The 24,677-nt window shown below is 66.8% G+C and carries 14 protein-coding genes; 5 read left to right on the top strand and 9 right to left on the bottom strand.

What is annotated here, in order from left to right:
* The 9 genes from KO490_RS00395 to rutA all read right to left on the bottom strand — a co-directional run.
* Window positions 1–10,520: malectin domain-containing carbohydrate-binding protein (locus KO490_RS00395; protein ID WP_216017418.1), on the bottom strand; the 10,520-nt coding region annotated here is incomplete at its 3' end.
* A 686-nt stretch (window positions 10,521–11,206) separates the two neighbouring features.
* Entirely contained in the window at window positions 11,207–12,709 is a 1,503-nt protein-coding gene (locus KO490_RS00390) for an NCS1 family transporter (RefSeq protein WP_216017417.1), read from the bottom strand.
* 72 nt (window positions 12,710–12,781) lie between these two features.
* Window positions 12,782–13,222, bottom strand: a complete 441-nt coding sequence (locus KO490_RS00385) for a 6,7-dimethyl-8-ribityllumazine synthase (protein WP_216017416.1) — start codon at window positions 13,220–13,222, stop codon at window positions 12,782–12,784.
* Window positions 13,215–13,706 carry a flavin reductase gene (locus KO490_RS00380; protein ID WP_216017415.1) on the bottom strand — a complete coding sequence of 164 codons (492 nt, stop codon included), beginning with the start codon at window positions 13,704–13,706 and terminating at the stop codon, window positions 13,215–13,217. Before KO490_RS00380 ends, KO490_RS00385 begins: the two co-directional genes overlap by 8 nt.
* Window positions 13,706–14,314: a malonic semialdehyde reductase gene (locus KO490_RS00375; RefSeq protein WP_216017414.1), complete on the bottom strand. Its 609-nt coding sequence runs from the start codon at window positions 14,312–14,314 to the stop codon at window positions 13,706–13,708. Before KO490_RS00375 ends, KO490_RS00380 begins: the two co-directional genes overlap by 1 nt.
* Entirely contained in the window at window positions 14,304–15,080 is a 777-nt protein-coding gene (gene rutD, locus KO490_RS00370; protein WP_216017413.1) for a pyrimidine utilization protein D, read from the bottom strand. Before rutD ends, KO490_RS00375 begins: the two co-directional genes overlap by 11 nt.
* Entirely contained in the window at window positions 15,077–15,463 is a 387-nt protein-coding gene (rutC, locus tag KO490_RS00365) for a pyrimidine utilization protein C (RefSeq protein WP_216017412.1), read from the bottom strand. The genes rutD and rutC overlap by 4 nt, the downstream gene beginning before the upstream one ends.
* On the bottom strand, window positions 15,456–16,148 hold the full coding sequence (locus KO490_RS00360; RefSeq protein ID WP_216017411.1) for an isochorismatase family protein: 693 nt from the start codon (window positions 16,146–16,148) through the stop codon (window positions 15,456–15,458). Before KO490_RS00360 ends, rutC begins: the two co-directional genes overlap by 8 nt.
* An 8-nt stretch (window positions 16,149–16,156) precedes the next feature.
* Window positions 16,157–17,242 carry a pyrimidine utilization protein A gene (gene rutA, locus KO490_RS00355; protein ID WP_216017410.1) on the bottom strand — a complete coding sequence of 362 codons (1,086 nt, stop codon included), beginning with the start codon at window positions 17,240–17,242 and terminating at the stop codon, window positions 16,157–16,159.
* A 244-nt stretch (window positions 17,243–17,486) separates the two neighbouring features.
* On the opposite strand from rutA, the gene KO490_RS00350 reads away from it, so the two are divergent.
* The 5 genes from KO490_RS00350 to KO490_RS00330 all read left to right on the top strand — a co-directional run bounded on the left by KO490_RS00350 (window position 17,487) and on the right by KO490_RS00330 (window position 24,655).
* Window positions 17,487–18,224, top strand: a complete 738-nt coding sequence (locus KO490_RS00350) for an SDR family oxidoreductase (protein ID WP_216017409.1) — start codon at window positions 17,487–17,489, stop codon at window positions 18,222–18,224.
* Between the two features lie 143 nt (window positions 18,225–18,367).
* Complete coding sequence (locus tag KO490_RS00345) at window positions 18,368–19,933, top strand: IucA/IucC family siderophore biosynthesis protein (RefSeq protein WP_216017408.1); 1,566 nt, start codon at window positions 18,368–18,370, stop codon at window positions 19,931–19,933.
* Window positions 19,923–22,637 carry an IucA/IucC family protein gene (locus KO490_RS00340; protein WP_216017407.1) on the top strand — a complete coding sequence of 905 codons (2,715 nt, stop codon included), beginning with the start codon at window positions 19,923–19,925 and terminating at the stop codon, window positions 22,635–22,637. Before KO490_RS00345 ends, KO490_RS00340 begins: the two co-directional genes overlap by 11 nt.
* Window positions 22,638–23,864 carry a DUF6005 family protein gene (locus KO490_RS00335; protein WP_216017406.1) on the top strand — a complete coding sequence of 409 codons (1,227 nt, stop codon included), beginning with the start codon at window positions 22,638–22,640 and terminating at the stop codon, window positions 23,862–23,864. It begins immediately after the preceding gene.
* Complete coding sequence (locus KO490_RS00330; RefSeq protein WP_216017405.1) at window positions 23,861–24,655, top strand: sugar phosphate isomerase/epimerase; 795 nt, start codon at window positions 23,861–23,863, stop codon at window positions 24,653–24,655. The genes KO490_RS00335 and KO490_RS00330 overlap by 4 nt, the downstream gene beginning before the upstream one ends.
* Window positions 24,656–24,677: the final 22 nt, after the last annotated feature.

Raw genomic sequence — 24,677 nt, 5'->3', positions numbered from 1 at the left:
GCGGTATCCTCGGTCGCGGTCAGGCTGTCGGCCACGGCGACCGGCGCGCTGTTGGGCACCGCACCCGGCCCCACGATGGCCACATCCGAGAAGACCCCGTTCGCGGTGCCGATGTTCAGCGAATCCGCGTCATTGACGAAGACGAGATACTGGAACGTCTCACCCGCCCAGGCATCCAGCGACAATTCGAACGTCACGGGCCCGTCGCCCACCTGATAGGTGTCGTAGGTCTGATCGCCCTGTGCGAAGTCCTGCGTCCCCGCCAGCGTGAACAGCGCCTGCGGCAGGGTATCGAGGTTGCTGTCGGTATCCAGGCCCACGGCCGAGATCTCGGTCGCGACATCGGACGAGAAGGTCACCCGCAGCACGCTGCCCGTCTCGACCGTGACGGCCTCGGCAAGGGCCAGCTTCTTCCAGGTGTTGCCGGTCAGGGTCAGCGTGCTGCCATCGCCGCTGATCGCCGCCCCCGTGGGGTTCTTGTCCTGCCGGTCATAGGAGCTGAGATCCCCCGCCTGGAACAGGATCGGCGTCACCTCGGCGGGTTCGTCGAAGCCCTCGTCGATCTCGCCGTCCTGGTCGTTGTCCTTGCCGTCCTCGATCTCGGGTGCGCCGGGATAGACGGTCGCGTCCGCATCATCGGCATCGCCCGCCAGCGCTGCCGTGCCGTCGGGCTGGTCATAGCCCGTCTGGTTCGTCGCCGCATCGTCGAGGCCGTATCCGTCGCCATCCGCATCGACATACCAGGTGAAGGGACCGTCCAGCCCCTCGACCAGCAGGGTCGCGACATTCGCGGTGACACCGCCTTGCCCGTCCGTCACCTCGTAGGCAACGGTCACGGACACGCTTTCGCCGGTGGCAAGAAGATCCGCGAATTGTGCGGGATCGACCGTCAAGACAGAGTCCACCTGGGTCACGGTGACAGGCTGTGCCGGATCGCCCGCCGTCGCGGTGACATTGGCCACGGCCAGGGTGCCGCCGTCGCTGTCGGCCGCACCCTCCAGCAGATCGATCGCCACGGGGGCGCCGGTTTCGGCCACGCTGCCCGCATCGATGGGCGCTGCGGTCGGTGCGTCGTTCACCTCGGTCACGTCCAGCGTGAACTGGGTCGCGACCGGGGCGTTCACGCCGTCGCTTGCGGACACCTCGACCGTGATCTGACCGACATCCGCCTGTTCGGGCGTGCCGCTGAAGCTGCCGGTTTCCGGATCGAAGACCAGCCAGTCGGGCAATGCCCCACCGCCCGCAAGGGTCGCGGTCAGCACCAGGTTCGCCGCTCCGCCGTCATCGGCAAAGGCATCTTCGGGAATGACGAAGCTGAAGGGCGCGTCCTCGTCGATCGCCTGGGGCGCAATGCCCTGATCGACGACGGGCGGTGCATCGGCTGCTTCCGGGCCCGAAATCTCCAGATAGTCCCATTCGCCCGTGAAGCGGTTGCCCGCCCCGTTCGACCAATCCGTGATCGAGACGCCATAGGCGATGCCGCCCGTGCCCCCGGTCAGCGGGTTGTTCCCTTCCATTGCGGCGGCAAGCGATCCGACGATCGCGCGCGGCCCGGTCGATATCGTCGCCAGTTCCGCATCCGACGCGTCCAGCAGGATCGCCGTCGCCGTCAGGCTGGGCGCGTCGCCGGACTTGTCCACCTCGATCCGGAAGATCACCGAGGCGATATCCTCCTCGACGATCTCGGGGTCCTGGGTCGCCAGGATGATGTTCTGTTCCTTGGCGCCGGTCAGGCTGTTTTCATTGGACAGCTGCAAGCGCGGCGTCGTCTGGAACCCGCTGATCACGAACTTGACGTAATCGTCCGTGCCACCCGCGCCGACCGTGATCCCGAAGGATGCGTATTGCTGCGGGACCGTGCCCAGCCAGCCGCCCTGGACCCGACCCTCGATCGTGAAGCTGTCGACATCCGAGACATCCACCCCCGAGTGATAGTTGTCCTTGACGGTGTTGCTGGCCCCGGTGCCCGTGTCATAGAGGTCGGTTTCGCTGGATTCGATCTTCAGCACGCCATCCTCGACCAGGCTGGTGCCCTCGGTCGTGCGGTCGCCATAGGGGTCGTCGGCCGACATGCCCGCCGGGTCCAGACCCTGATTGACGATGATGCCGGTGAAGCCTGCCTCGAAGACATCGTCGGTATCGGTGTCGAAGTCCTGGCGGAAGGTCACGCCCTCGCCCAGCACGCGGTCCATCCCGTTCGACGCGTCATAGGCGAAGGGATCGTCCTGGTTCAGGATGCCGTCGCCGTCGATATCGGCAGGATCGATGCCGTCATCCTCGGTGATCGTGCCGACGGCCACCGCATCGGCCAGCGTGATCGCGACCGGATCGGCGGCGGCCTGGTCGACGGCCGCGGTGATCGTCAGGTCGATCTGTTCGTCACCGTCATCCACGTCGTCATCGGCAACCGGCAGCGACAGGATGCCCGCCCCGTCGGTCATGTCCACGATCTGGGTCAGCCCGGTTTCGGTCGCGGTGTCGAAGGTCAGCTCGATCTGCCCGGTGAAGGGCTGGTCCGTGGTGATCGCGAAGTCCAGCGACGCGCCCTCGGCCTCGGTCACGGTGGCATCGCCGATGGACAGCGACAGCGCCGCGATCGGGGCCGGTTCGACGACCGCCCGCAGCGTCACGCTGGTCGACGGCCCGCCCTGGTTCAGCCACAGCGTATAGGTCCCCGCCGTCAGCACCCCGTCGAAGCCGGGGAAATCGGCCCCCTGCGCATCGCTCGGGTCGCCCGCCGCCAGCAGTTCCAGCAGATCGCCGTTCAGGTTGCCATCGCCATAGACAATGCCCGCCAGCAGCCCCTCGCTGCCCGCGTCGGGTTCACCGGTCAGGGGATCGACCGTGACCGCATTGCCGACCTGCAGCCCCATGAAGGCCTGGCCCGCGACCTCGGTCGTGACGTATCCGTCAAGGAACAGCGCGCTCAGCACCATGCCCTCGGGCACCTCGAAGGTGATGTAGTCGCGATCGCGCGCACCCGGTTCGGCATCGCCCTGCTGCGTGGCATAGAGGATGTTCTCGCCCTGCTGCATCGCGCCGATATCGCTGGGGGCAAGGCGGTCGTCGGAATAATCGCCCGCGACGACCGGATCGGACGCATCGGACAGATCGTGGCTGTCGGCGGGATCGTCCTCGGTCACGGTGGCCGTGGCCGCGGCAGCGCCCGCATCGACCGAGATGCCCTCGCTCTCGACCGAGATCACCTCGAAGGCGACCGCTTCGGCGCCGTTCCAGCGGGTGTCGGTCGGGACCGCCACCTCGAAGGTCGCGACGCCGTCCGTGAAGGCGACCGTCACCGCCGAGGTGACGCCATCCACCTGCACCGTCATGTCCACGTCGCCCGTCAGCGCCGCATCCGAGGCCGTCAGCGTGAAGGCCACCATCTGGTCGGCCCCGTCACCCGTTTCCAGCACCTCGCCCGGCCCCGAGACCGAGATCAGCGTATCCGGGCCGACCGGCACGGCCTCGCGGATGACGATGGCGCTGACCTTGGCACGATCGGTGACCGCGACGAAGGACAGGTCGATCTGCCCGTTCTCGCCCGGCGCGATGGGGGTGGCCAGACGCACGACCACGGGCTTGTTGATGTCGCCGCCATTCACGGCAAGGATGTCGTAATCGTTCAGCACCGGCTCGGCCCCGCCCTCGACGAAGACGTCGAAGATCCGCTGGCCCGGCTGGCTGGCATAGAGTTCGGCCAGATAGAGATCGACGAAATACAGCTTTTCGCTGTCGACCGCCGCCGAGAAGGTGAAGTCGCCATCCGAATTGCCGTTGATCTCGGTCTTGTAGACGGTGCCGTCGAAGATCGGCTGCGGGCCGTTCCCGGACGATCCGGTGCTCGGATCGGTATAGATCAGGCCGCCGAAGAACGGACCTTCGGTCGCGCCCTGCCCGCTTTCGAATGCGATGCCTTCCATGGTCATGGCCGGGCCGCCTGCATTGATCGCAAGGGCGATTTCGCCTGCTGTGTACTCTGGCACTGGTTCATCCTCGAATGACAACGTGGCGATGGCGTTCTCGCCACCGGTATTCGCATTGGGGCTGGCAGCCAGGTCCGCGACCTCGGCCGCGGCGACCGTCGCGCCGTATTCGCCCTCGGCCCAGCCGCCTTCGGGGGCCGCGAAGCTGTAGGTCGCGACATTGGTTTCGGCATCGAAGGCGACGGTGACCGCGCCGGGCGCCGTGGGTCCGGTCAGGACCACGTCACCGGCATCGATGGTCGCGGGATCGATATCGGACGCATCCGCATAGGCGACGCTGACGACGATCGGATCGGCGTCCAGCGCAGGTGCCTCGATCGAGACGCTGGCGGTGGGTCCGTCCGCATCGGGTTCAGGCCCGCCCGCATATTGCGGCGAGGACAGGCGCAGGAAGTCCCAGGACGCCTCGAAGCTGGTGAACGCACCTTCCCCGATGCTGTTGTCGCTGGAGGTCACCCCCACATGCGTGGCCTCGGTCGTCGAGGTCAGGTTCGCAAGGACCGCCGCAGGCATCCCCACGGGCGCGGCCGTCGCGAAGCCCGCCGTCGCCACCGGGCGCACGCCGCCGATGATGGTGCCGGCGGCGTCGAACAGGGTCACGTACTGACCCACGGTGCCAGCGGCCTTGTCGATCACCAGGCTCATTTCCACCGATGCCACGTCGAACTGGTCCAGCCCTTCGGCCAGCATGTCGGCCAGCAGGACCTTCTGGTCCAACCCGCCGGCCTTGCTCCACATCTGGACGCCCATCGCGTCCGGCGCGGCTGCGCCGGCGGCGACGGCACCCCAGACCAGCTTGACCATGTTGGCCGCCGCCTGCGATCCGGTGCCGAAGACCAGACCCTGCTGGGCATAGTTCGGCAGCCGCCCGTCGGTGATCCCCTGCGCGATCAGCACATCCTCGGTGAAGGGATTGTCGAAGCGAGAGGTCAGGTAGATCTCGGTCATGGCCGGATCGCTCAGATCGACCGTCTTGGTGAAGTCGTTGATGCTGCCGTTGTCGGCCCCGTCATTGATGTCGCCCTCGGCGGTCTGGACGACCAGCTTGCCGCCGGTGACCTGCGAGGTCGCCTCGTCCAGGGTCAGCGCCTCGTCGCCCAGGGTGCCGTCGAAGCCGCCGATCGCGATGGCCTCGCCCTCGCCGCCCTCGAAGTCCAGTTCGAAGATGGTGGTGCCGACCGGGGCCTGGATGCCGCTGTCGCTGGCGGCGATGGTGATCGTGGCCGTGCCGTTGGCGATGACCGCGCTGCCCGTGGCGTTGGACAGGGTGACGCCGATGGTCTCGGCACCCTCCTCGTCGTCGTCGTCGATGATGGGCAGGGTGATGGTCGCGACGGTCTGGTTCGCGGCGAAGGTCACCTGGGTCGCCGAGGCCGCGCCGATATCGGCGGCATCCGCGGTCCCCGGCGTCAGCGCCACGTCCACGGTCACCGCCTCGGACAGATCGCCCAGGCGGGTGATGGTGATCTCGGCGGTTTCGCCCTCGACCACGGTGATGTCGCCCACCGACAGGGTCGGCGGCAGGTCAGGATCCAGCGCCTCGTAGACGACGATCGCGCTGTAGCCGGGCTGCCCCGCGCTGACATCGTCGACCAGGACCTGGATGGTGCCGTCGGTCACGGTCACCGCCTTGCGGATGAAGCTGGGCTTGTCGGCGCCCGCGCCACCCTGGGCCGCAGCGAATGCATCGTAATCGTCGCCGAAGACCACGCCGTTGACGGTAAAGTCACCGACCCGCGTGTTCGCCGCCGTCTGGAACAGTTCCGCGAAATGCAGCTCGACCACATAGGTGCCGTTCGCGAAGCCGTCGAAGGTCGAGGTCCAGCTGCCCGCCGTGGAATCGCGATAGGTGTGATAGGCCGACCCGTCCAGGTCGATCCCCCCCGCATTCGATCCGGTGGACCCCGATTGCCCGTCCACATTCGCGTTCAAGGCGCCATTCGCCTTGGGCGAGCTGTGATAGGCGGCGTTGTCGGCCTCGAAGGCCACGGGATTGCCGAAGGCGTCGGTGATCAGGCTGTCCGCCGCGATCGCCCCGCCATAGCGGTTGTTGTCCACCGCACCGCCATCCAGCGGATCCCCCCCGAGATTCGTGGCCGCCGTCGTGTCGGTCGTGCCGATATTGATCGCGCGCAGCACCTCGCCGCGGACCAGCGCATCCAGGTTCGACTGCACCACGAACCCGGCCGAAGCCGCCGCGGTCCCGTTGCCGCCCGCATCGCTGAAGGCCCCCGCATCGATCTGGATCGTGCCCGTCGTGCCATCGACCCAGGCGTTGCCCTCGCCCGTGACCTGATAGGTCAGCGTGGCGGTCATCCCGTTCGTCGACAGCGCGACGGTGGGCGCGGAAATCGCATCGGGCGTGATGCCGTCGAAGGTGATCTCGGATCCGTCGAGGCCCGCGAAATCGTCGATGTCGAAGCCCGTCTCGTCGGTCAGGACGACGGTCAGCGCACGGTCGCCGTCACCGAAGTTCTGCGGATTTTCCAACGAGATATCCTCGATCACCGGCGCGATGGCGTCGGGCGGCGGGACATAGGCGCCGCTGGTCGACCACACGACCATGCCCGACAGCTTGCCCTGGTCCGAGGATGCGGGCGGGATCTCGATGTTGAGGGTGCCGTCCGTGACCTCGACCTCGTAGGTCTTGACCAGCTGGATGCCGTTGCCGCCGGCCTCGGCATGGATGTCCACATCGGTGAACGCGACCTGTCCCTCGACATTGATGTCGAAGACCCGGCTGCCATCGCCGCCGCCACCCGGGAAGGACCCGCCGCCCCAATAGATCTCGGCGAAGATGAAATCGATCAGGTAGGTGCCGTTGGCGACAGGGATGTCATAGCCGAACGCGCTGCCGTTCGACCGTTCGGTCCCCAGCAGCTGGTCCAGATCGGTCCCCGGAAAATCGAAGCCGCCCGGCCCGCCCGAGGGATAGGCCTTGGTGGCGCCCGGCGTCGTGAAGCCCGGCCCGTCCACCGCGCCCCCCTCGTCGCCATAGAAGGTCAGGGTGGTATCGCGCAGCGTCCCCGTGAAGGTGCCCGTGCCGCCCGCATTGATCGCGACCACCGGTTCCAGGGGCGCGCGTGCGGTGATGCGAAGCCCGTCCGCCGTGTCGGTCAGGTTCACCCTGTCGGCCGCATCCTCGTCGGTGGTATCGGCGAAGTTCTCGCCGTCCAGCGTGATCTGCTGACCGTTGATCGTCAGCACCAGCGATCCGGAAGAATATCCGATCTCGTCGATATCGGCCGAGCTGAAGCCCTCGATCAGCAGCGCATCCTCGTTCGAGAAGTCGGTGATCATGTCGCCGTTCAGATCGGCCAGCGTGCCGCGCACGACATCCGCGCCCGCGCCCGTGGTGACGGTGTTTGCGCCTGCGCCCACCGTGACGACATTCGCCTGGTCGTTGCCCGTGATCGCGAAGCTGCCGGTGGTGCCGCTGGCGTCGATATTCTCGACCCCCGGCTGCAGGGTCACGGGCGCGGTGTCGTCGCCGGTATAGATCAGCGTGTCGGTGCCCGCCGTGCCCGTCTGGGCATTGGCGGCGGAGGCGTCGGAAACCTCGATCTCGTTGCCGAAGCCTTCGATGCGGATCTCGTGGAAATCGACGGCGGTGAAGGACACGCCGTCATCCTTCTGGGCCACGATCCCGATCGCGGCACCCGAAGGCAGCGTCGTATCCCCGTCCGAGATGGTATGCGTCCCGTCCAGCACGTCGCGCAGGACGCCCGCAGGCACCGCCGCATCCACCGAGACCTCGGTGAAGGACGCGCCCTCGCCCGCCCTGTAGCGGGCCGAGATCGCGTAATCCCCCCCGATATCCGAGATCTCGAGCTGCAGGGTCACCAGCTTGCCGCGCAGCGTGCCCGCATCGCCATCGGTCAGGGCTGTCAGGAAATCGGCATCGGTGACCGTCGCCAGCACCGCATAGCTGTCGCCCGTCTCGACCCCCAGTTCCAGGCCCAGCTGCCCCCCGATATCGCCGAAGACGAAGCGGATGAAGTTCGACTGCGTGCCGTCGCCGAAGGTCAGCCCGGTGATGCGGCCGCCGCCGGATTGGTCGTTCCACCAGTTCGCGATATCGACCTCGGCCACCATGCGCTGGACGTCGTCCGCGATGCGCACGCCCGTGTGCAGCCCGTCGCGCAGCGTGTTGGCGGCCCCGATCGCGGTGCCGTCCTGCACGTCCTTGATCTGCAGGATGGGCGCGTTCCCGCCCGGAATGATGTTGCCCGCATTGTCGAACAAACCGTCGATCCGATCGGCCGGGGCCGCGCCGTCCGCCTCGGTGATGGCATCGCGGTTGGGCGTCGTCCCGTCCAGCGCCGCGCCCAGCAGGCCGGTATCGCCGATCGTCCCCGAGAATTCGGGGTTCGCGGCCAGATCGACCTGGCTGAAGTTCAGCTCCAACCGCTCGCCCGCGGTCAGTTCCAGGCCGTTATCGGCGTCGAATTCGAACGGGTCGTTCAGATGGTCCACGCCGTCCAGGTCGTTGTCGACCGGGTCGAAGGGTTCCTGCCCGGCATAGAAGTTCACGCCCAGCAGCGGGTTGGTATCGGCATTGCCCGGCTGCAGGATCTCGATGACGGGACCGTTCTGCTTGTAGATCGCGCCCCAGATCGACCCCTGGAAGGCCGCGTTGTTGCCGAAGGCCGACAGGTCGTCCCCGATGGAGGCGACGCCCAGGGGGGCGCCGCCCGACTGCACGAAGCCCTTGTCGGCGGCGACGGTGCGATCGGCGGTGGTGGCGGTCTGGACGATGCCGTCCTCGTCCCGGCCGATGATGTAATACTGGCCCTGGTTCAGGGATGCGGCGAACAGCGCGCCCTGCATCGTGCCCTGCCCCGCATCGTCGAAGATCGACGAGGTGTATTCCGCAAGGCCGTTGACCGACCCCTTGCCGGTGTCGATGGCCCCGTCGGTGAATCCGGGCTCGCGGTAATCGCCCTCGATCTCGTTCACCTGGTGGACGATCTCGGCGATGTCCGAAGGCAGCCCGACCGGGCCCGATGCATCCTCGACCAGCGAATAGACGCCCGTGGTAGTCGGCAGGGTATAGCCCGCGACGAATTCATCGGCATAGCGCGTGCCGGGGTTCAGCGCGACGACGGTATTCGCGATGAAGGCATCGGTATATCCGATTTCCTGGAACCATTCGACCACGTCGAGGAAGTCGCTGCGTCCATCGCCGCGATCCAGGTTCGAGACCATCAGCTTGGCCCCGTCCACCCCCGCCGTCGGGGTATAGAGGATCCCTGCACGCGACCCTTCGGCCCGTGTCGGGTTCGCGTGCCCGCCATAGACCAGGGTCAGCGGTTCGTCGAAATCGGGGTGGTCCCATTGATAGGTCAGCGCACCGCCCAGGCCCGCCGACAGGCTGCGCCCGTTCAGGTCGTCCGAACGGGTGATCTCGTGCATCTGGTCCCAGTTCTGGGGGTTGTAGTTGCCCGCGATCTCGCTGTTGTCCTCGACGAAGAGGTTGGTGGCGATATAGCCCTCGGGAGGGCCGGCCAGTTCGGCGGCCTCGGTCGAATCCGTGTCGCCGTCGGAATCCTCGCCCGCCGGGCGACCGCCCCAGTTGTTGTTGGCACCGTTGTCATAGGTCCAGACGCGACCGTCCTCGGTCACCTCGACGTCATAGGCGTTGCGATATCCCGCCGAATAGATCTGCACCGGCCCATCGGCGATCAGCTTGGCCGAGTTCACGCCGTCGTTCCCGCCGAACGGATCGTTCGCATCGTCGCCGTCGCGGGTCGGATCGTCCAGCGTCGGCAGGTCGTAGACATAGGCCCGGCCGTTATCCAGCTTCAGGCCATCGGCCGCCTCGATGGCGCGGATCTCGTCCAGGTCGATTTCCAGGATCGCCGCCGACAGCGGCTGTTCCTGCTGGCCCGCGAAATTGTTCGACGGGGCGCCCGTATTGGCGTTCCCGCCATTCGCCACGATCATGCGTTCGGAAATCAGCATCCCCGTATCGGGATCGATCTCCTGGATCACCTCGAGGCCGTTGGTGGCGTGGTTTTCTTCGGACCGGGCAAGGCCGCGGACGATGTCCACGGCATCCCAGCCATCCTCGGTCTGGACCAGCCGGGTGATGACGCCGGAATTCGTGTCCAGGTTGGCATCGTTGCCGGAGCCGCCCGCGCCGATGCGGCTGTCCGAGGACGTGACATACATCACCACCGCGGGCTTGCCGTCGATCATGACCGGGTTGCCATCCGCGTCGAACTGGGGCGTCACGTCGATCCCCGTCACCTGGCGCTGACTGCCGGTCGAGATCGAGCCGTCGTCATTGTGGTTCTGGATCGCCTTGACCAGGCCCACCGTCTCGGCCGCGGTCACATGGAAGGAGGCCGTCGGATCGTCATCGGCAGGGTCCTTGTCCCCGAAGGCCACGGTCAGGATCTTCACGTCGCCATCGACCTCGGTGACATAGAGCCTGCCGTCGACGCCCCAGACAAGGGCCGTGGGGCTGTTGATGGCAACCTGGCCATTCAGATCAAGTTCACTGGCGGAAAAATCGTTGGAGACGGCCATTCTACTTCCCTCACTAATAAATACCCGGCCACCATCGACCACCCCACCGGCAGGGATCACCTGCGCATATGGGATTGATCTTGCGCCACAAAATGCGGGCAAAAATGTCGACGGGCACCTGCGGACCCTCGAACTTCAGGAACGTTTGTATTCAGATATGACTTTACTGTGAGACGGTTTGACGCGGCCTGACAATATATATTTTCGCGATGCGCATATTTCATCGGCAGTTTGATAACAACCGAAAGTAGAGCCGTATTGCCGCGATATGATTTACCCAATAAGGGGCCGGAATAGCTAAAATTTTCATTATTGCGCATACAATTGCGCAGACTGCATATCTTGGGATTTATGCCGATATGCCGAATTGAAATACATTCTCAGGTTTATTAACGCGGCGCCAATACACCCGCAGGGGTGCAGAATTCCACCACTGGATGATACGAAAAAACCTGCAGCCTATACTTTTAACAGTTAGGTAAGCCTGACCCGTGGTCCGGCCCCGCATGCTGTCAAGGTGTATCACTGGGGGTATCATTCAGGGAATCGTGTTCCGATCGGATCAGAGGCACGGGACGCATGTCGGTCCGTCATGGCCGTCCCCAACGCAGACGACCGACCCCAGGGGGCCGGTCGCAGGGTGGTGTCAGCTTGTCGGGGCGCACGAACCGCCCCGATCATGCGGGTTACAGATCCTCGCGGCCCGCAGCGGTGGCGGTCTTCGCGGCGGACTGGCGGTCGAAGCGCCCCTCGCCCAGGTGGACCCAGCTGCAGCCGGCCGAGGTCGCCAGGAACGCATCCCCCGCCCCCGGCTGGCGTTCGGCCTGCGGAAAGCGCGGCAGCACCAGCGTGAACATCAGCACCAGATACAGTGCGAAGCCCAGGGGGAAGCCGATGACGAAGCTGTAATCGGACATGGCGATGGCGATCGCGCCCGCCACGATCCATGCGATCAGCCCCGCCGGGTTGAAGCCCCCGACATAGCGGAACTGACCATCCGCACGGTACAGGTCGGGGACGTTCAGGCGACGGCGGCGCAGGACATAGTAATCCGCGATCATGATCCCGCCGATGCCCGACAGGAACGCCCCGCAATAGCTGAGGAACACGAAGAGGTTGTCCAGAAGCGCCCAGGGGAAGCACAACGTGCCCGCGATCCCGGCCAGCACCACCGCGATCTTGTAGTTGATGACCCGCGGCGCAAGGTTCACGAAGGTCAGCGCCGAGGGGATCAGGTTGGCCGAGTTGTTCGTGGACCATTGTGCCAGCACGACCAGCACCAGAAGGACGATCAGCGACAGGCCCTGCCCTTCGCCCTGGATGACCTCGACCGGGTTCCAGTTGCCGGTCGCGATGAAGGACACGGCCCCCAGCCCCGCGATCAGCGCCTGCGTCACCGGCAATGCCACGACCTGCCCCAGCAGGATGCCGCGGTTGCGGCGGAAGAAGCCGCGCGCCCCCGGTTCGGTCCGAACGAAGCGGGTCAGGTTGGGGATGTCGATGGCCAGGGTGGACCAGAAGCCGAGGTTGGCGATGAACAGCACGGCCAGTGTCATCTCGCCCGTGGCGTCGAAATTCCAGATGTTGATGCCCTCGGTCTGGGCGATGCCTTCCAGCTTCAGATACATCCAGATCGAGATCGCGATGATGGCCGGCGCGGCCAGGGCGGCCAGACGCTCGACCGACTTGATGCCGGTGGCGGTGTTGGCGACCTGCAGGACGGCGAAGGCCACGTACCAGACCACCCAGTTGTCGAAGCCCAGGAAATATTCGCCGATCCCGTTCAGCGCCAGCGCCCCCAGATAGGTCTGCACCCCGAACCACGCGGCCGCCACGATCCCCCGCGTCATCGCGGGCAGATGCGTCCCGTGCAGGCCGAAGGGCGCGCGAAGATAGACGGCGAAGGACAGGCCGTGCTCGGTCCCGATATCGGCGCTGAGCACCATGATCGCACCAATCAGCAGGTTGGCCGCGAAGATGGTCAGCATGACGGTGGCCAGGGGCACGCCCCCCGCGACGCCCGACGCGCCGAGCGAGTAGCCCGCGATGATCACCGCGATGCCCACGAACATCCACGCATAGCCCAGCATCGAGATCGGACGCTGGTTCAGCTGGGTGGGCAGAATGGATTCCTCGATCAGCCCGTCGCGGACGGGCCCGGAATTCTCGATCGTCTCCGTGACGGCCATTGGGGATCTCCTGTTGGTGCGGGGTGCAATGCCCCGTTCAAGCCCGCTGCCGCAAGCGGGTATTTTCGTCGGTCAGGCGGTGACGGACTGAAGCTGGCGGACGGCCATGGCGGCCTCTCGGCCCTTGCGGACGAAGTGGTCGCGGAAAAATCCCGTATGTTCGGGCGTTTCCTGGAAGTGATGCGGCGTCAGCGATACCGAAAGGACGGGGACGCCCGTGTCCAGCCCCGCCTGCATCAGCCCGCTGACCACGGCCTGTGCCACGAAATCGTGGCGGTAGATGCCGCCATCGACGACCAGCGCGGCGCAGATGACCGCGTCGTAATTGCCGGTCGCGGCCAGGCGCTTGGCCATCAGCGGCATCTCGAACGCGCCGGGAACGTCGATGACATCGATCTGCGCGCCCTCGCCGATGGCATCGCGAAAGCCCGTCAGCGATTGCGACACGATGTCGGCATGCCAGTTCGCCTTGACGAAGGCATAGCGGGCGGGGGCGGCATTGGCGTCAAGCATTCTCGGGCTCCGTTGCGATGGTGGTGAAGACGCGGTCGGCATAGATCAGCGGGCGGGCCGCATCGCCCGTCCGGCAGCCGATCACATCGGCGATGAAGATCGTGTGGCTGCCGCTGTTGCAGGTTTCGGCGATCACGCAGTCGAAGCTGGCGACCGAACCGTCCAGCGCCCATTGGGCATTCTCGGTCCGCGACCACGACCCGCGGGTGAATCGTTCCTCGCGCGGCAGGGCCCCGCCGAAGCCGGTGGCGACATCCTCGGTCCCCTCGGCCAGGACGTTGACGCAGAAGCGCCCGTTCCCGGTCACGAAGGGATGCGAGGACGACCCCCCGTTCAGGCAGACCAGAAGACGCGGCGGCGTGTCGGTGACCGAACAGACGGCCGTGGCCGTGAACCCGGTGCGGCCCGCCGGCCCGTCCGAGGTCACGACCTTCACGCCCGCCGCCATCCGTGCCATGGCGTTGCGGAAATCGGCCTGTTCCATCACAGCACCTCGCAGCCTTCGGCGAAGGGCAGACGCGGCAGGCGGTCCCAGACCTTCGCGGGATCGCCGTAACCCAGGTTGATGACGAAGTTCACCTTCCACGTGCCTTCGGCGAAGAACTCGGCATTGACGCCATCCGCATCGAAGCCCGACAGCGGACCTGCATCCAGCCCCAGGGCGCGCGTCGCCAGCAGCAGGTAACCCGCCTGCAGCGTCCCGTTGCGGAACGCGGTCTCGTGCGCAAGGTCGGGGCTGGAGGTGAACCAGCTGCGCGCATCGCCATGCGGGAACAGCTGCGGCAGCTTCTCGTAGAACTCGGTATCGAAGGCGGCCAGCACGACCACGGGCGCGGTCATCGTCTTGTCGGTATTGCCGCGCGACAGATGCGGGCGCAGGCGTTCCTTGGCCTCGGGGGTGGTCAGGAAGATGAAGCGGCCCGGTTCGCAATTGGCCGAGGTCGGCCCGAGCGAGGCCATCTCCCACAGCTTCTCCAGCATCTCGGGGGGGACGGGGCGATCCTGCCAGCCGTTCTGGCTGCGGGCCTCGTAGAACAGCTGGTCCAGCGCGGCCTGCGTCAGCGGCGCATCGAGCGTCGTGTTATCGGTCATCGGTCAGGAAACCTTTCAGATCATGTTCGAAACGGTCTTGGACCGTGATGTTCAGGGCATGTCCACCCTGCGGATATTCGATCAGCTGCGCGCCGGGGATCAGGGCGGCCAGGCGGTGGCTCTGGGCCACGTCGACCAGCGCATCGTCGGTCGCAGCCAGCAGCAGTACGCGCGGACCGTCCTGCGGCCAATCGGGCAGCGCGAAGCCCCGCAGCGCGTCGATGCGCGCGATCAGGTTGCGGCGTCCGGCGAAATGTTCGACCGCATGCGCCTCGTCGGCGGCGATGCGGTCGGGATTGGCGCTGATCCAGAACGGCGGATAGAGGAAGTTCTGCTGGAGCGCCGCGAATGCGGGCAGCCCCTGCCCGTCCAGCGCGGCGATGCGGATGTCGAAGCAGCGCGCGGTATGGTGGTCGATCCGTGCCCATGCGTTGATCGCGACCAGCCGGTCCAGCCGGCTGTCCGGGCGGCAGGCCAGATCGAAGCCCACCAGCCCGCCCAGCGCATGGCCCAGCAGATCGAAGCGGTCCACCCCGGCCGCGTCACAGACGGCAAGCACGTCATCGGCCATGTCCGCGATGGTGGTGGGACCAAGCGCCTCGGTGTTCGCGCCCGTGCCGCGCTGGTCATAGATCAGCAGATCGAAGCCCATGGCCTTCAGCGCGCCCAGATGGGGCGACCAGTAGCCGCCCGCCCCGCCCAATCCCGAACACAGGACCAGCGTGCGGGCGCCCTCGCGCCCGCATGCCTCCAGCCGATACTTCATTCCGGCAGCACCGCGATGGTCGCGATCTCGACCAGGGCGTCGGGCTTGACCAGCCCGCATTGCACGCAATACCGCGCAGGCTTGTCGCCGGGGAAATACTCGGCATAGACCTCGTTGACGGCGCCGTAATTCGCCCAGTCGGTGACGAAGATCTTGTTCATGACCACGTCGTCCATCGTGCCGCCGGCCTTTTCGACCACCGACTTGATGATCTCCAGCACGTGACGGGTCTGGGCTGCCGCATCGCCCACATGGACGACGTTGTTCTCCTTGTCGAAGGGCAGCGTGCCGGACACGAAGACGGTGTTGCCGGCAAGGACGCCCGGCAGGAACGGTGCCAGCGGCTTGCCGCTGCCTTCGGGGATGATCGGGGTCTTAGGCATTCGTGCTCTCCTGTTGGTTTGCGGTGATCGCGCTGCAGTAATCTCCGGTCATGCCCACCCATCCGAAGAAGGTCGCGACATTGTAGACCGAGGCGTCGCGCACGTATTGCGGGCCCAGGTGATGCGTGGCGTCGTCCAGCATCAGGCAGTGATATTCCAGGTGGAAGCCGTCGCGCAGCGTGCTCTCGACGCAGACATTCGTGGCGATGCCCGTGAAGACCAGGTTGCGGATGCCGCGCGAACGCAGCGCGCTGTCCAGCCAGGTGTTGAAGAAGGCCGAGTAGCGCGGCTTGGGCACCAGCAGGTCGCCTTCCTGCGGCTGCAATTCGTCCACGATGTCGTAATCCCAGCCGCCCTTGGCCAGCAGCTGCCCCCACAATTCGGGACGGCGGCGCATGGTCTTCATCGCGTTCGACTTGGCCAGGTTCGGGGATGCCGGGCCGCCGGCCTCGGAATAGCCCTGGTCCCAGCCGTTCTGCAGGAAGACGACCTGCACGCCGGCATCGCGGCTGGCCTTGATCGCCTTGCCGATATTGTCGATGCAGGACCGCGCGCCGGTCAAATCGAAGCCCGCCAGATCGACATAGCCGCCCTTGGTGGCATAGCCGTTCTGCATGTCCACGACGATCAGCGCGGTCTCGGACGGATCGAAGCTGACATTCTCGGGGGTTGCGGTGATCTCCATGCTGGTCCTCATGCGGTTTCCGCCAGCTTGACGGGGTTGCGGGATTTCATCAGCGGCTGGATGCGGGTGCCGAAATCGTCGACGCCCTTGACGAAATCGTCGAAGGTCAGCAGCACGCCGCCGGTGCCCGGCACCTCGGCCACCTCGTCCAGCATCCGGGCCACGGTCTCGTAGGATCCGACCAGCGTGCCCATGTTGATGTTCACGGCGGATACCGGGTCCGACATCTGGCGGACATTGGTGTCCTTGCCCGATTTCGTGTCGCTTGCGGCCTGCAGGCCCAGCCATTCCAGCGCCTCCTGGTCGGCGCCGGCCTTGTAATGTTCCCACTTGGCGCGGGCGGCCTCGTCGGTCTCGTCTGCGATGATCATGAACAGCGCATAGGTCTTGACGTCGCGGCCGGTCTTGGCGGTCGCCTCCATCAGGCGTTCCGGGTTCGCCTTGAAGGCCTGCGGCGTGTTCACGCCCTTGCCGAAGCAGAAGTTGTAATCCGCGTGCTTGGCCGAGAATTCCATCCCCGCATCGGACGATCCCGCGCAGATGATCTTCATGTCCGCCTGCGGCTGCGGCGACAGCTTGCAGTCGTTCATGGTGAAATGTTCGCCCTTCAGGTCGCAGGACCCGGTTTCCCACAGGTCGCGCAGCACCTGGGCGTATTCCTCGAGATAGCCGTAGCGCGTGCCGAAGAACTCGTCGCCGGGCCACATGCCCATCTGTTCGTATTCGGGCTTCTGCCAGCCCGTGACCAGGTTCACCCCGAAGCGCCCCCCCGAGATGCTGTCGATGGTCGATGCCATGCGCGCCACGATCGCGGGGGGCATGACCAGCGTCGCGGCGGTCGCGAACAGCTTGATCTTCGAGGTGGCCGCCGCAAGCCCCGCCATCAGCGTGAAGCTTTCGAGGTTGTGGTCCCAAAATTCGGTCTTGCCGCCGAAGCCCCGCAGCTTGATCATGGTCAGAACGAAATCGAGGCCGTGCTGTTCGGCCTTCAGGGTGATCTCCTTGTTCAGCTCGAAGGTCGGCTTGTATTGCGGGGCATTCTCGGAAATGAGCCAGCCGTTGTTGCCGATGGGAAGGAAGATGCCGATTTCCATGTCACGTCTCCTGCTGTCCGTTTTTTTGACTGTTTGATAAAAAATTGCCCGCGCGCAAAAACCGCGTGGCGGAAATGTCGCCGTATTCTTCGAATGGCTGATATTTGTGCGCGCTGCCTGCCCGTGACCGGCGCGAATGGGGAATGTCTGTGCAGACACGCGATCCCGTGATGGACCCATCCGCCTGCCGCGCCCGTTCGACATGCTGAACCGAACCGCGAAAACGATTCCGAAAGGCACGAAGATGAGCATCGAGAACAAGGTCGTCCTGATCACCGGCGCCAGCAGCGGCCTGGGCGAGGCCACCGCACGTCACCTGGCCGAGCGCGGCGCGAAACTGACCCTGGCCGCCCGTCGTCAGGACAAGCTGGAGACCATCGCCGACGAGCTGCGTGCCAAGGGAACCGAGGTCGAGGTCGTCCAGACCGACGTGACCGACCGCCAGCAGGTTCAGGCCATGGTGGACCGCACCGTCGACCGCTTCGAACGCATGGATGTCATCATTAACAATGCGGGCCTGATGGCCATCGCCCCCCTGGACGAGACCAAGGTCGACGAATGGGACAAGATGATCGACATCAACATCAAGGGCGTTCTCTATGGCATCGCCTCTGCGCTGCCGGTGTTCCGCAAGCAGCAGTCGGGGCATTTCATCAACCTGTCCTCGGTCGCGGGGATCAAGGTCTCGGCCCCAGGCGGCACCGTGTATTCGGGGACGAAATACGCCGTCCGCGCGATCACCGACGGGCTGCGCGCCGAGGTGGGCGAACATATCCGCACCACCAGCATCGAGCCCGGCGCTGTCGAATCCGAACTGAAATACGGCACCAGCCACGATCAGAGCGCGAAGGCGGTCGAGAAGCTGTACGAACAGGCGATCCCCGCCGACAGCGTCGCCCGCGCCATCGCCTATGCGATCGAACAGCCTACGGATGTGGATATCAACGAAATCGTCCTGCGTCCGACCTCGCAGGAATTCTGATCCGACACCGAATGCGGCAGGGGCGGTTTCGCCCTTGCCACCACAAGTTGACTGTTTTGATCGGGTAAGATATCCGACCCGCAGCCAGCATCATGCGAGCCCACGTTTTCCATCGGTTCCGACCGACCCTGCCCGAGGCCCGCATGACCATCCCCGATACGGCAGCCCGCGCCAGCCTTGGCGCGCTGCTTGCCTGCCTTCATCGCGAAACAGATCTTGTCACGGCCGAGGGCGACACCGCCGTCCTGGGCGCCTTGCGTGTCGATCGCGCCGTGTCGCGCTGCGGTCCGGGTCCTGTCGGCGAATGCCGATTTGGCACCGGCACGATCAGCGCGGACCAGGCGTTGCGGATCTGCATCCAGGCGATCCGCGATCGCTGGCCGGGTCAGGCCGACCTGCTGGCGGATCGCATCGAACACAGCCGCCTTCGCATGGGAACGATCCTGGCCGTCCGCGCGGGCAAGCTGCCCTCGGCCGACTTCATCGGGGCCGAACAGGCCACATGGTTCGGGCATTGGATCCATCCCTGCCCCAAGGCGCTGACCGGCATGACCGATGCCGAGGAACGCGCGATGACCCCCGATTGGCAGGGCCGCGTCCGCCTGCATGCGCTGTCGGTCGATGCGGCCATCTTCCGCGCGACCGACACTGCCGCGATCCGGCAGTTGCCGGGCTTCGACATCGACCCCGGAGCCGGGCGCGCATTGCTGCCCGCCCACCCGCTGACATGGGATCGCCTGCGGGCATCGGAACTGGCGCGGCACATCCGCGACCTGGGGCCGGTCGGACCGGAATGGGTCGCGACGTCCTCTGTCCGCACGCTGTGGCATCCCGACAGCCCGTGGCAGGTCAAGGTCTCCCTGCCGGTGACGATCACGAACAGCCAGCGCATCAACAAGCGCCACGAATTGCTGACCGGCCCGCTGATGGCCCGCATGGTCGAGGCGCTGCCCGCCTTCGGGCCGATGCGCATCGTCACGGACCCGCATTGGGCCACCCTGCAGGGCGACGGCCCCGAAAGCGGGTTCGAGGTGATCCTGCGTCGCAATCCCTGGTCGGGCGGCGCGGTGATGCAGGTCGCGGGTCTTTGCGCGGCACCCCTGCCCGGACAGGAATCGCTGCTGGCGCGGATGGTCGCGGGGCACGATCCGCGCGACTGGTTCGCGGCCTATCTGGATTGCGCGGTGGCGCCGCTCCTTCGGCTCTATGACCGGACGGGTATCGCGTTCGAGGCGCATCAGCAGAACGCGCTGCTGGATCTGACGCAGGGCCTGCCCATGCGCTGCGATTATCGCGACAACCAGGGCTTCTATGTCGTGCGCGACATGGCCACGCCTGAAATGCGGGCGATCCCGCAGCTGACCTATGCCCGTCCCGAGGCCGAGGATGCGCTGTCCTATACCCTGATCGTGAACCAGGTCTTCGGGGTGATCCACCGCATGGCGGCCGACCGCCTGCTTTGCGAAGACGATGCCCTGCGGATGCTGGCGCGGCACCTGTCCGACCTGGCGGATACGCTGCCCGGCCACGGCGCGCGCCTGATCCGCCGCTGGCTGCGCGACGACCACCTGCCCGCCAAGGGCAACCTGCTGACGCAGTTGGGCGGCGTGGACGAGCTGCTGATCCCCGGCGAACGCGCGCCGCAGGTTCGCGTGCCCAACCCCCTGCCCGCATTCGCACCCCGAAAGGCCCTTGTCGATGTCGCCTGAAGCCCGCACCCTGCGCCAGACCGTCGAGGCCCTGGCCTTCGAGGGCATCCTGCACCCCCTGCGCGGCGGCTGGGTCCTGGGCGGCGTCCAGATCCGCGCGCCCCATCGCATACAGGCCACGGGCCGGGTCAGGCTGCTGGCCGATCCGGTGACCGAGGGCGGCGCCCCCCTGACCTTCGGCCTGCTGAACCGTGCATTGCGGGCCGCAGGACATGACGCGACGGCGCTTCTGGACGGTGCGCGACGCAGCGCGGCCTTTCTGCGACAGGCGGGTGCCACGCCCGCGAACCGCCATCTGCTGCGCGGCCCCGCGCTGGAATCCGCGCTGATCGAGGGGCACCCCTATCACCCCTGCTTCAAGTCGCGCACGGGGTTTTCGGATGCCGACAACCTGGCCTTCGGCGCCGAGGGCGGTCGCGCGATCCGACCTCTGTGGCTGCAGGCTGAAGGCGCGATCAGGCAGGGAACCGACGTGGCGCAGGGCTTCGCCCCGGCGGGCGCGATCCCGGTCCACCCGTGGCAATGGCAGCGCCTGCAGGCGGACCTTGCCCCCATGATCGCGGATGGCAGCCTGACACTGCTGCCCGATGACGGCCCCGACATGCAGGCGACCGCATCGCTGCGCACGCTGGCACCGCTGGACGGGCGCGACCATCTGAAGATGTCGCTGGCGGTGGGCGTCACCTCGTCGCTGCGCAACCTGCTGCCCTGGTCCGTGGCGGTCGCGCCCGCGATCTCGGACTGGCTGGGCGCGGTGGTGGCGTCCGATCCGGCGCTGGCCGATTTGGCGATCCTGCGCGAACACGGCTCGGTCATCATGCGGCCCGATGCGCTTGGCGGCAGGCTGGCCGCGATCCGGCGCGAGGCCCCGCCCGAAGATGTCGTCCCCGTCAGCGCGCTGTCGCTTGGCGACGGGGCGGGCGGGCTGCTGATCGACCCGTGGCTGCGCCAGCATGGCATCACGGCATGGATCGCGCAGTTCCTGCGCCTGCTGCGCCCTGTCTGGCACCTGATGGGCCATCACGGCATCGGCCTCGAGGCGCATGGCCAGAACCTTGCCGTCCAGATGCGCGACGGCTGGCCCGTCCGCCTGATCGCCCGCGATTTCAGCGAGAGCCTGGAATACGTGCCCGAACTGCTGGCGCGCCCCGACCTTCTGCCCGACCTAGCCGCGATCGACCCGGTCTTCGACGGCGCGGAGCCCGGCGAATATCACCGCATGGGCCATGCCACCGACCTGCGCGCCCTGGTGATGGACTGCCTGGTCGTCCACGTCCTTTCGGAAATCGCCGACGCCCTGCACCGCACGGGCCGCCTGCCCGAGGATCGCTTCTGGGCCCTGACGCGCGAGGCCCTGCCCGCCCTGCCCGATTACGCCACCGATGCCCGCCATATTCCCGCCGAATCCCTCGCCCTGCGCCTTCTGGGCCGCGAAGGGGTGCACCCGGCGCCGAACCCGCTCCGAAGGAACCACGCCATGACCGAAACCCGTTTCCGCATCGACGACCGCCTGATCGACCCCTCCGAGGTCGAGATGCCCGACATGCTGAGCGGCCTGGACCCCGACCGTGCCCGCATCGGCGTCCACCTGTCCGACAAGGCACGCGCGCTGGCCGCGATCCTGCAGCTGCGCGCCGCGGGGGCGTCCTGCCACCCGATCGCCGCCGACACGCCGCCCGCTGCCGCGCTGGCGCTGGCGCGTCGGTCGGGCTGCAACCGGATGGTGACCGATCAGGGCATCATCGTGCTGGACCAGCACGCCCCCCATGCGCCGGGCGGCGTGCTGATCCAGACCAGTTCTGGCACGACCGGCACCCCCAAGATCATCGAACGCAGCTGGGCCCGGATCGCGACCGAGATCGACGCCTATATCCGCGCCTTCCCCGAGGCCGCCGACATGACCCCCGTGATCGCGGCATCGGTCACCCACAGCTACGGGCTGATCGCGGGGGTGATGGTCGGACAAGCGCGCGGCCATGTGCCGGTGGTCATCGACGGGGCGAACCCGCGCCGCATTCTGCGGGTGCTGGCGGCGACGGACCGGCCCGTTCTCTATGCCGCGCCGCCGCTGCTGAACGTGCTGGCGCGCTTTGCGGGCGAGGGCGGGATCCATGCGGCCATGTCCTCGGGGACGGTGCTGCCGCGCCCGTGGTTCGATGCGCTGCGCCGCGCCTGCGTGCATCTGTTCCAGCAATATGGCTGTTCCGAGGCCGGCTGCTGCGCCATCGCTGCCGACCCCCGCACCCCCGAGGATATGGGCGCCCCCCTGCCCCATCTGCGCATCGCAGCGGGCAGCGACACGCCCGCGCCGGTCATCGTCACCGCGGATGGCCACGACATCGCGACGGGCGATCTGGGCGTGATCGACAGCCGCGGCCATCTGGTCTTCGCTGGCCGAGAGGCCGAGGTGATCGATGTCGCGGGCTTCAACATCCACCCCGCCGATATCGAGACCGCGGCCATGTCCTGCCCCGGCATCGACGACGCCGTGGCCTTCCCCATCCCCGATCCCGACACGAACCAGCGTCCGGCGCTGGCCTTCGCGGGCACCGCATCCGAGGACGCGCTGCGCGCCCATCTGGACCGCGCCCTGTCCCCCCGCCAGCGCCCCGTGCGCATCGTCCACCTGCCCGCACTGCCGCGTGGCGCGAACGGCAAGATCGCCCGCCGCGACCTTGCCGCCCGCCTGTTCGAGGAGGCCTGAATGACCGACCCCCGCCCCATTCCCAACCCCGAAACCGTCACGGAAACCCTGCGCGGCATCCTTGCCGGGCCGATGGCCTGTTCGCGCATGGACCGCTTCGCCCCCGAGGCGCGGCTGGGCCATGACCTGGGACTGGACAGCGTGCAGCTGATGACCCTGATGCTGCACCTGGAAGAAGCCGGCATCGAGATGGCCGAGGACACCTTCGACCGCGCCCCCGGCCTGACCATCCGCGCCCTGGCCGAGGCCCTGTCGGGTGCCACCCCCGCCGAGGAGGAGCCGATCGACATCAAGGTCCATTGCGTCGTCAGCTGCTTCTGCCAGGGGCTGAAGGATCGCGGCGGGATCGATCACCGCCCGCTCTATGTCGGGCTGTGGGATGGGCAGGTCGTGACCGATGACCGGATGCGCCTGTCCTATCACGCCGACGATATCGACCACGACTTCTACTGCCGCTGGATGAAGCGGCTGTTCGGCGTGACGGTCGAACGCTGGCATGACGATGCGGCGCCCAAGCAGGCGAACCTTGCCCGGCTGGACCGGCTGATCGCGGAATGGCGGCCCGGTCGCTATGTAATGCCGATGATCGACATGTTCCTGCTGCCGCAGCGGGACAACAAGTTCGCGCAGGATCCCTTTCCGCATTACGCCCTGATCGAGCCTTCGGACGACCCCTCGATCTGGCTGATGCGCGACCCCGATTTCCGGTGGGAGGGGCTGATCCCCGCGGGCGATCTGCGCCGCGCCTTCCTGCGCGACAGCGTAGCGGGCGGCTTCGCCTTCGACAATGCGGATGCCCATCCCGCATCGCGCGACGACATCGCCGCCATCTTCGCGGCGACCTTCCGCGCGGACGACCTGCCGCTGATCGACACCCTGGCCGCGATCATCGACGCCCATGCGACCCGCCTGCCCCGCGCCGATCTGGAACCCGCCCTGCGCGAGCTGCCGGTCATCGCGATCCGCAAATACGCCTATGAACACGCGCTGGCGATCTTCGGCGATATCGAGGGCGCGAACCACGCCGCCTTCGAGGAATGCTGCGACCGGATCGCGGCGCTGCATGGCGGGCTGAACACGCTGCACCGCCGCGCCGTGGCCTTCGCGCGCGGGGGCGACGATCTGGACGCCCTGCGCCGGATGCTGGTGGAACTCTCGGACCTGGAACGCGGCATCAAGACGACCGTCGCCGAATGGCATGCCAGTTGGCTGGGGGGCACGGCATGAGGATCCACGCATGTTCCGTGGCCTTCCGTCACCTGGAGGTCAGCGCCGCCGATCTGGCGCGATATGTCGCCCGCGAAGGCTTCGACGGGCTGGAGATCTGGGCACCCCACGCCCGCGCGCTGGCGGATGAATGGGCCGCGCTGGAACGGCGCCCCCGCGTGCCGATGCTGGCGGGCTATCTGCCCGTGGGCGATGCGGGCTTCGATGTGCTGGACGCCCGCGCGCTGGTCGCGCTGACCCGCGACTGGGGCGCGGACCGCCTGCGCCTGTTTGCGGGCGGCACCGACAGTGCGCTGGTCCGCCCCGATCACCGCGCCCGCATCATCCGCGATCTGCGTATATGCGCCGATATCGCGTCGGATCACGGCATCCGCATCGCGCTGGAGACCCATCCCCAGACCCTGGCCGACGGGCTGGGGCCGGTCACGGATCTGCTGGACGCGCTGGACCATCCGGCGGTCGGCATCAATCTGGACGTGCTGCATGTCTGGGAATCGGGCTGCGATCCGCTGGTCGCGCTGCGGGCGCTGGACGGGCATGTCATTCACGCCCATCTGAAGAACGTGACCTCGGCGCGCGAGCTGACGGTCTTTCGCCCCGGCAACATCCACGATGCGAATGGCGACAGGACGGGCATCTGCCCCCTGCACGAGGGCGCGGTGGATTACGATCAGGTCCTGCCGCATCTGCGCGGCCTCGACGCGTCGCTCGAATGGTTCGGACCGAAGCCCGCGGCGCGCATGGCCGCGGATCTGCGCCGCGCAAGACAATCACTGACCATCGCGGCGTAAGGCCGGAACGCGAAAGGCCCGG

Origin of the sequence: Paracoccus sp. C2R09, assembly GCF_018860625.1 — a bacterium.
Classification (GTDB): Bacteria; Pseudomonadota; Alphaproteobacteria; order Rhodobacterales; family Rhodobacteraceae; genus Paracoccus.
This window is presented reverse-complemented; position numbering and strand designations above follow the sequence as displayed.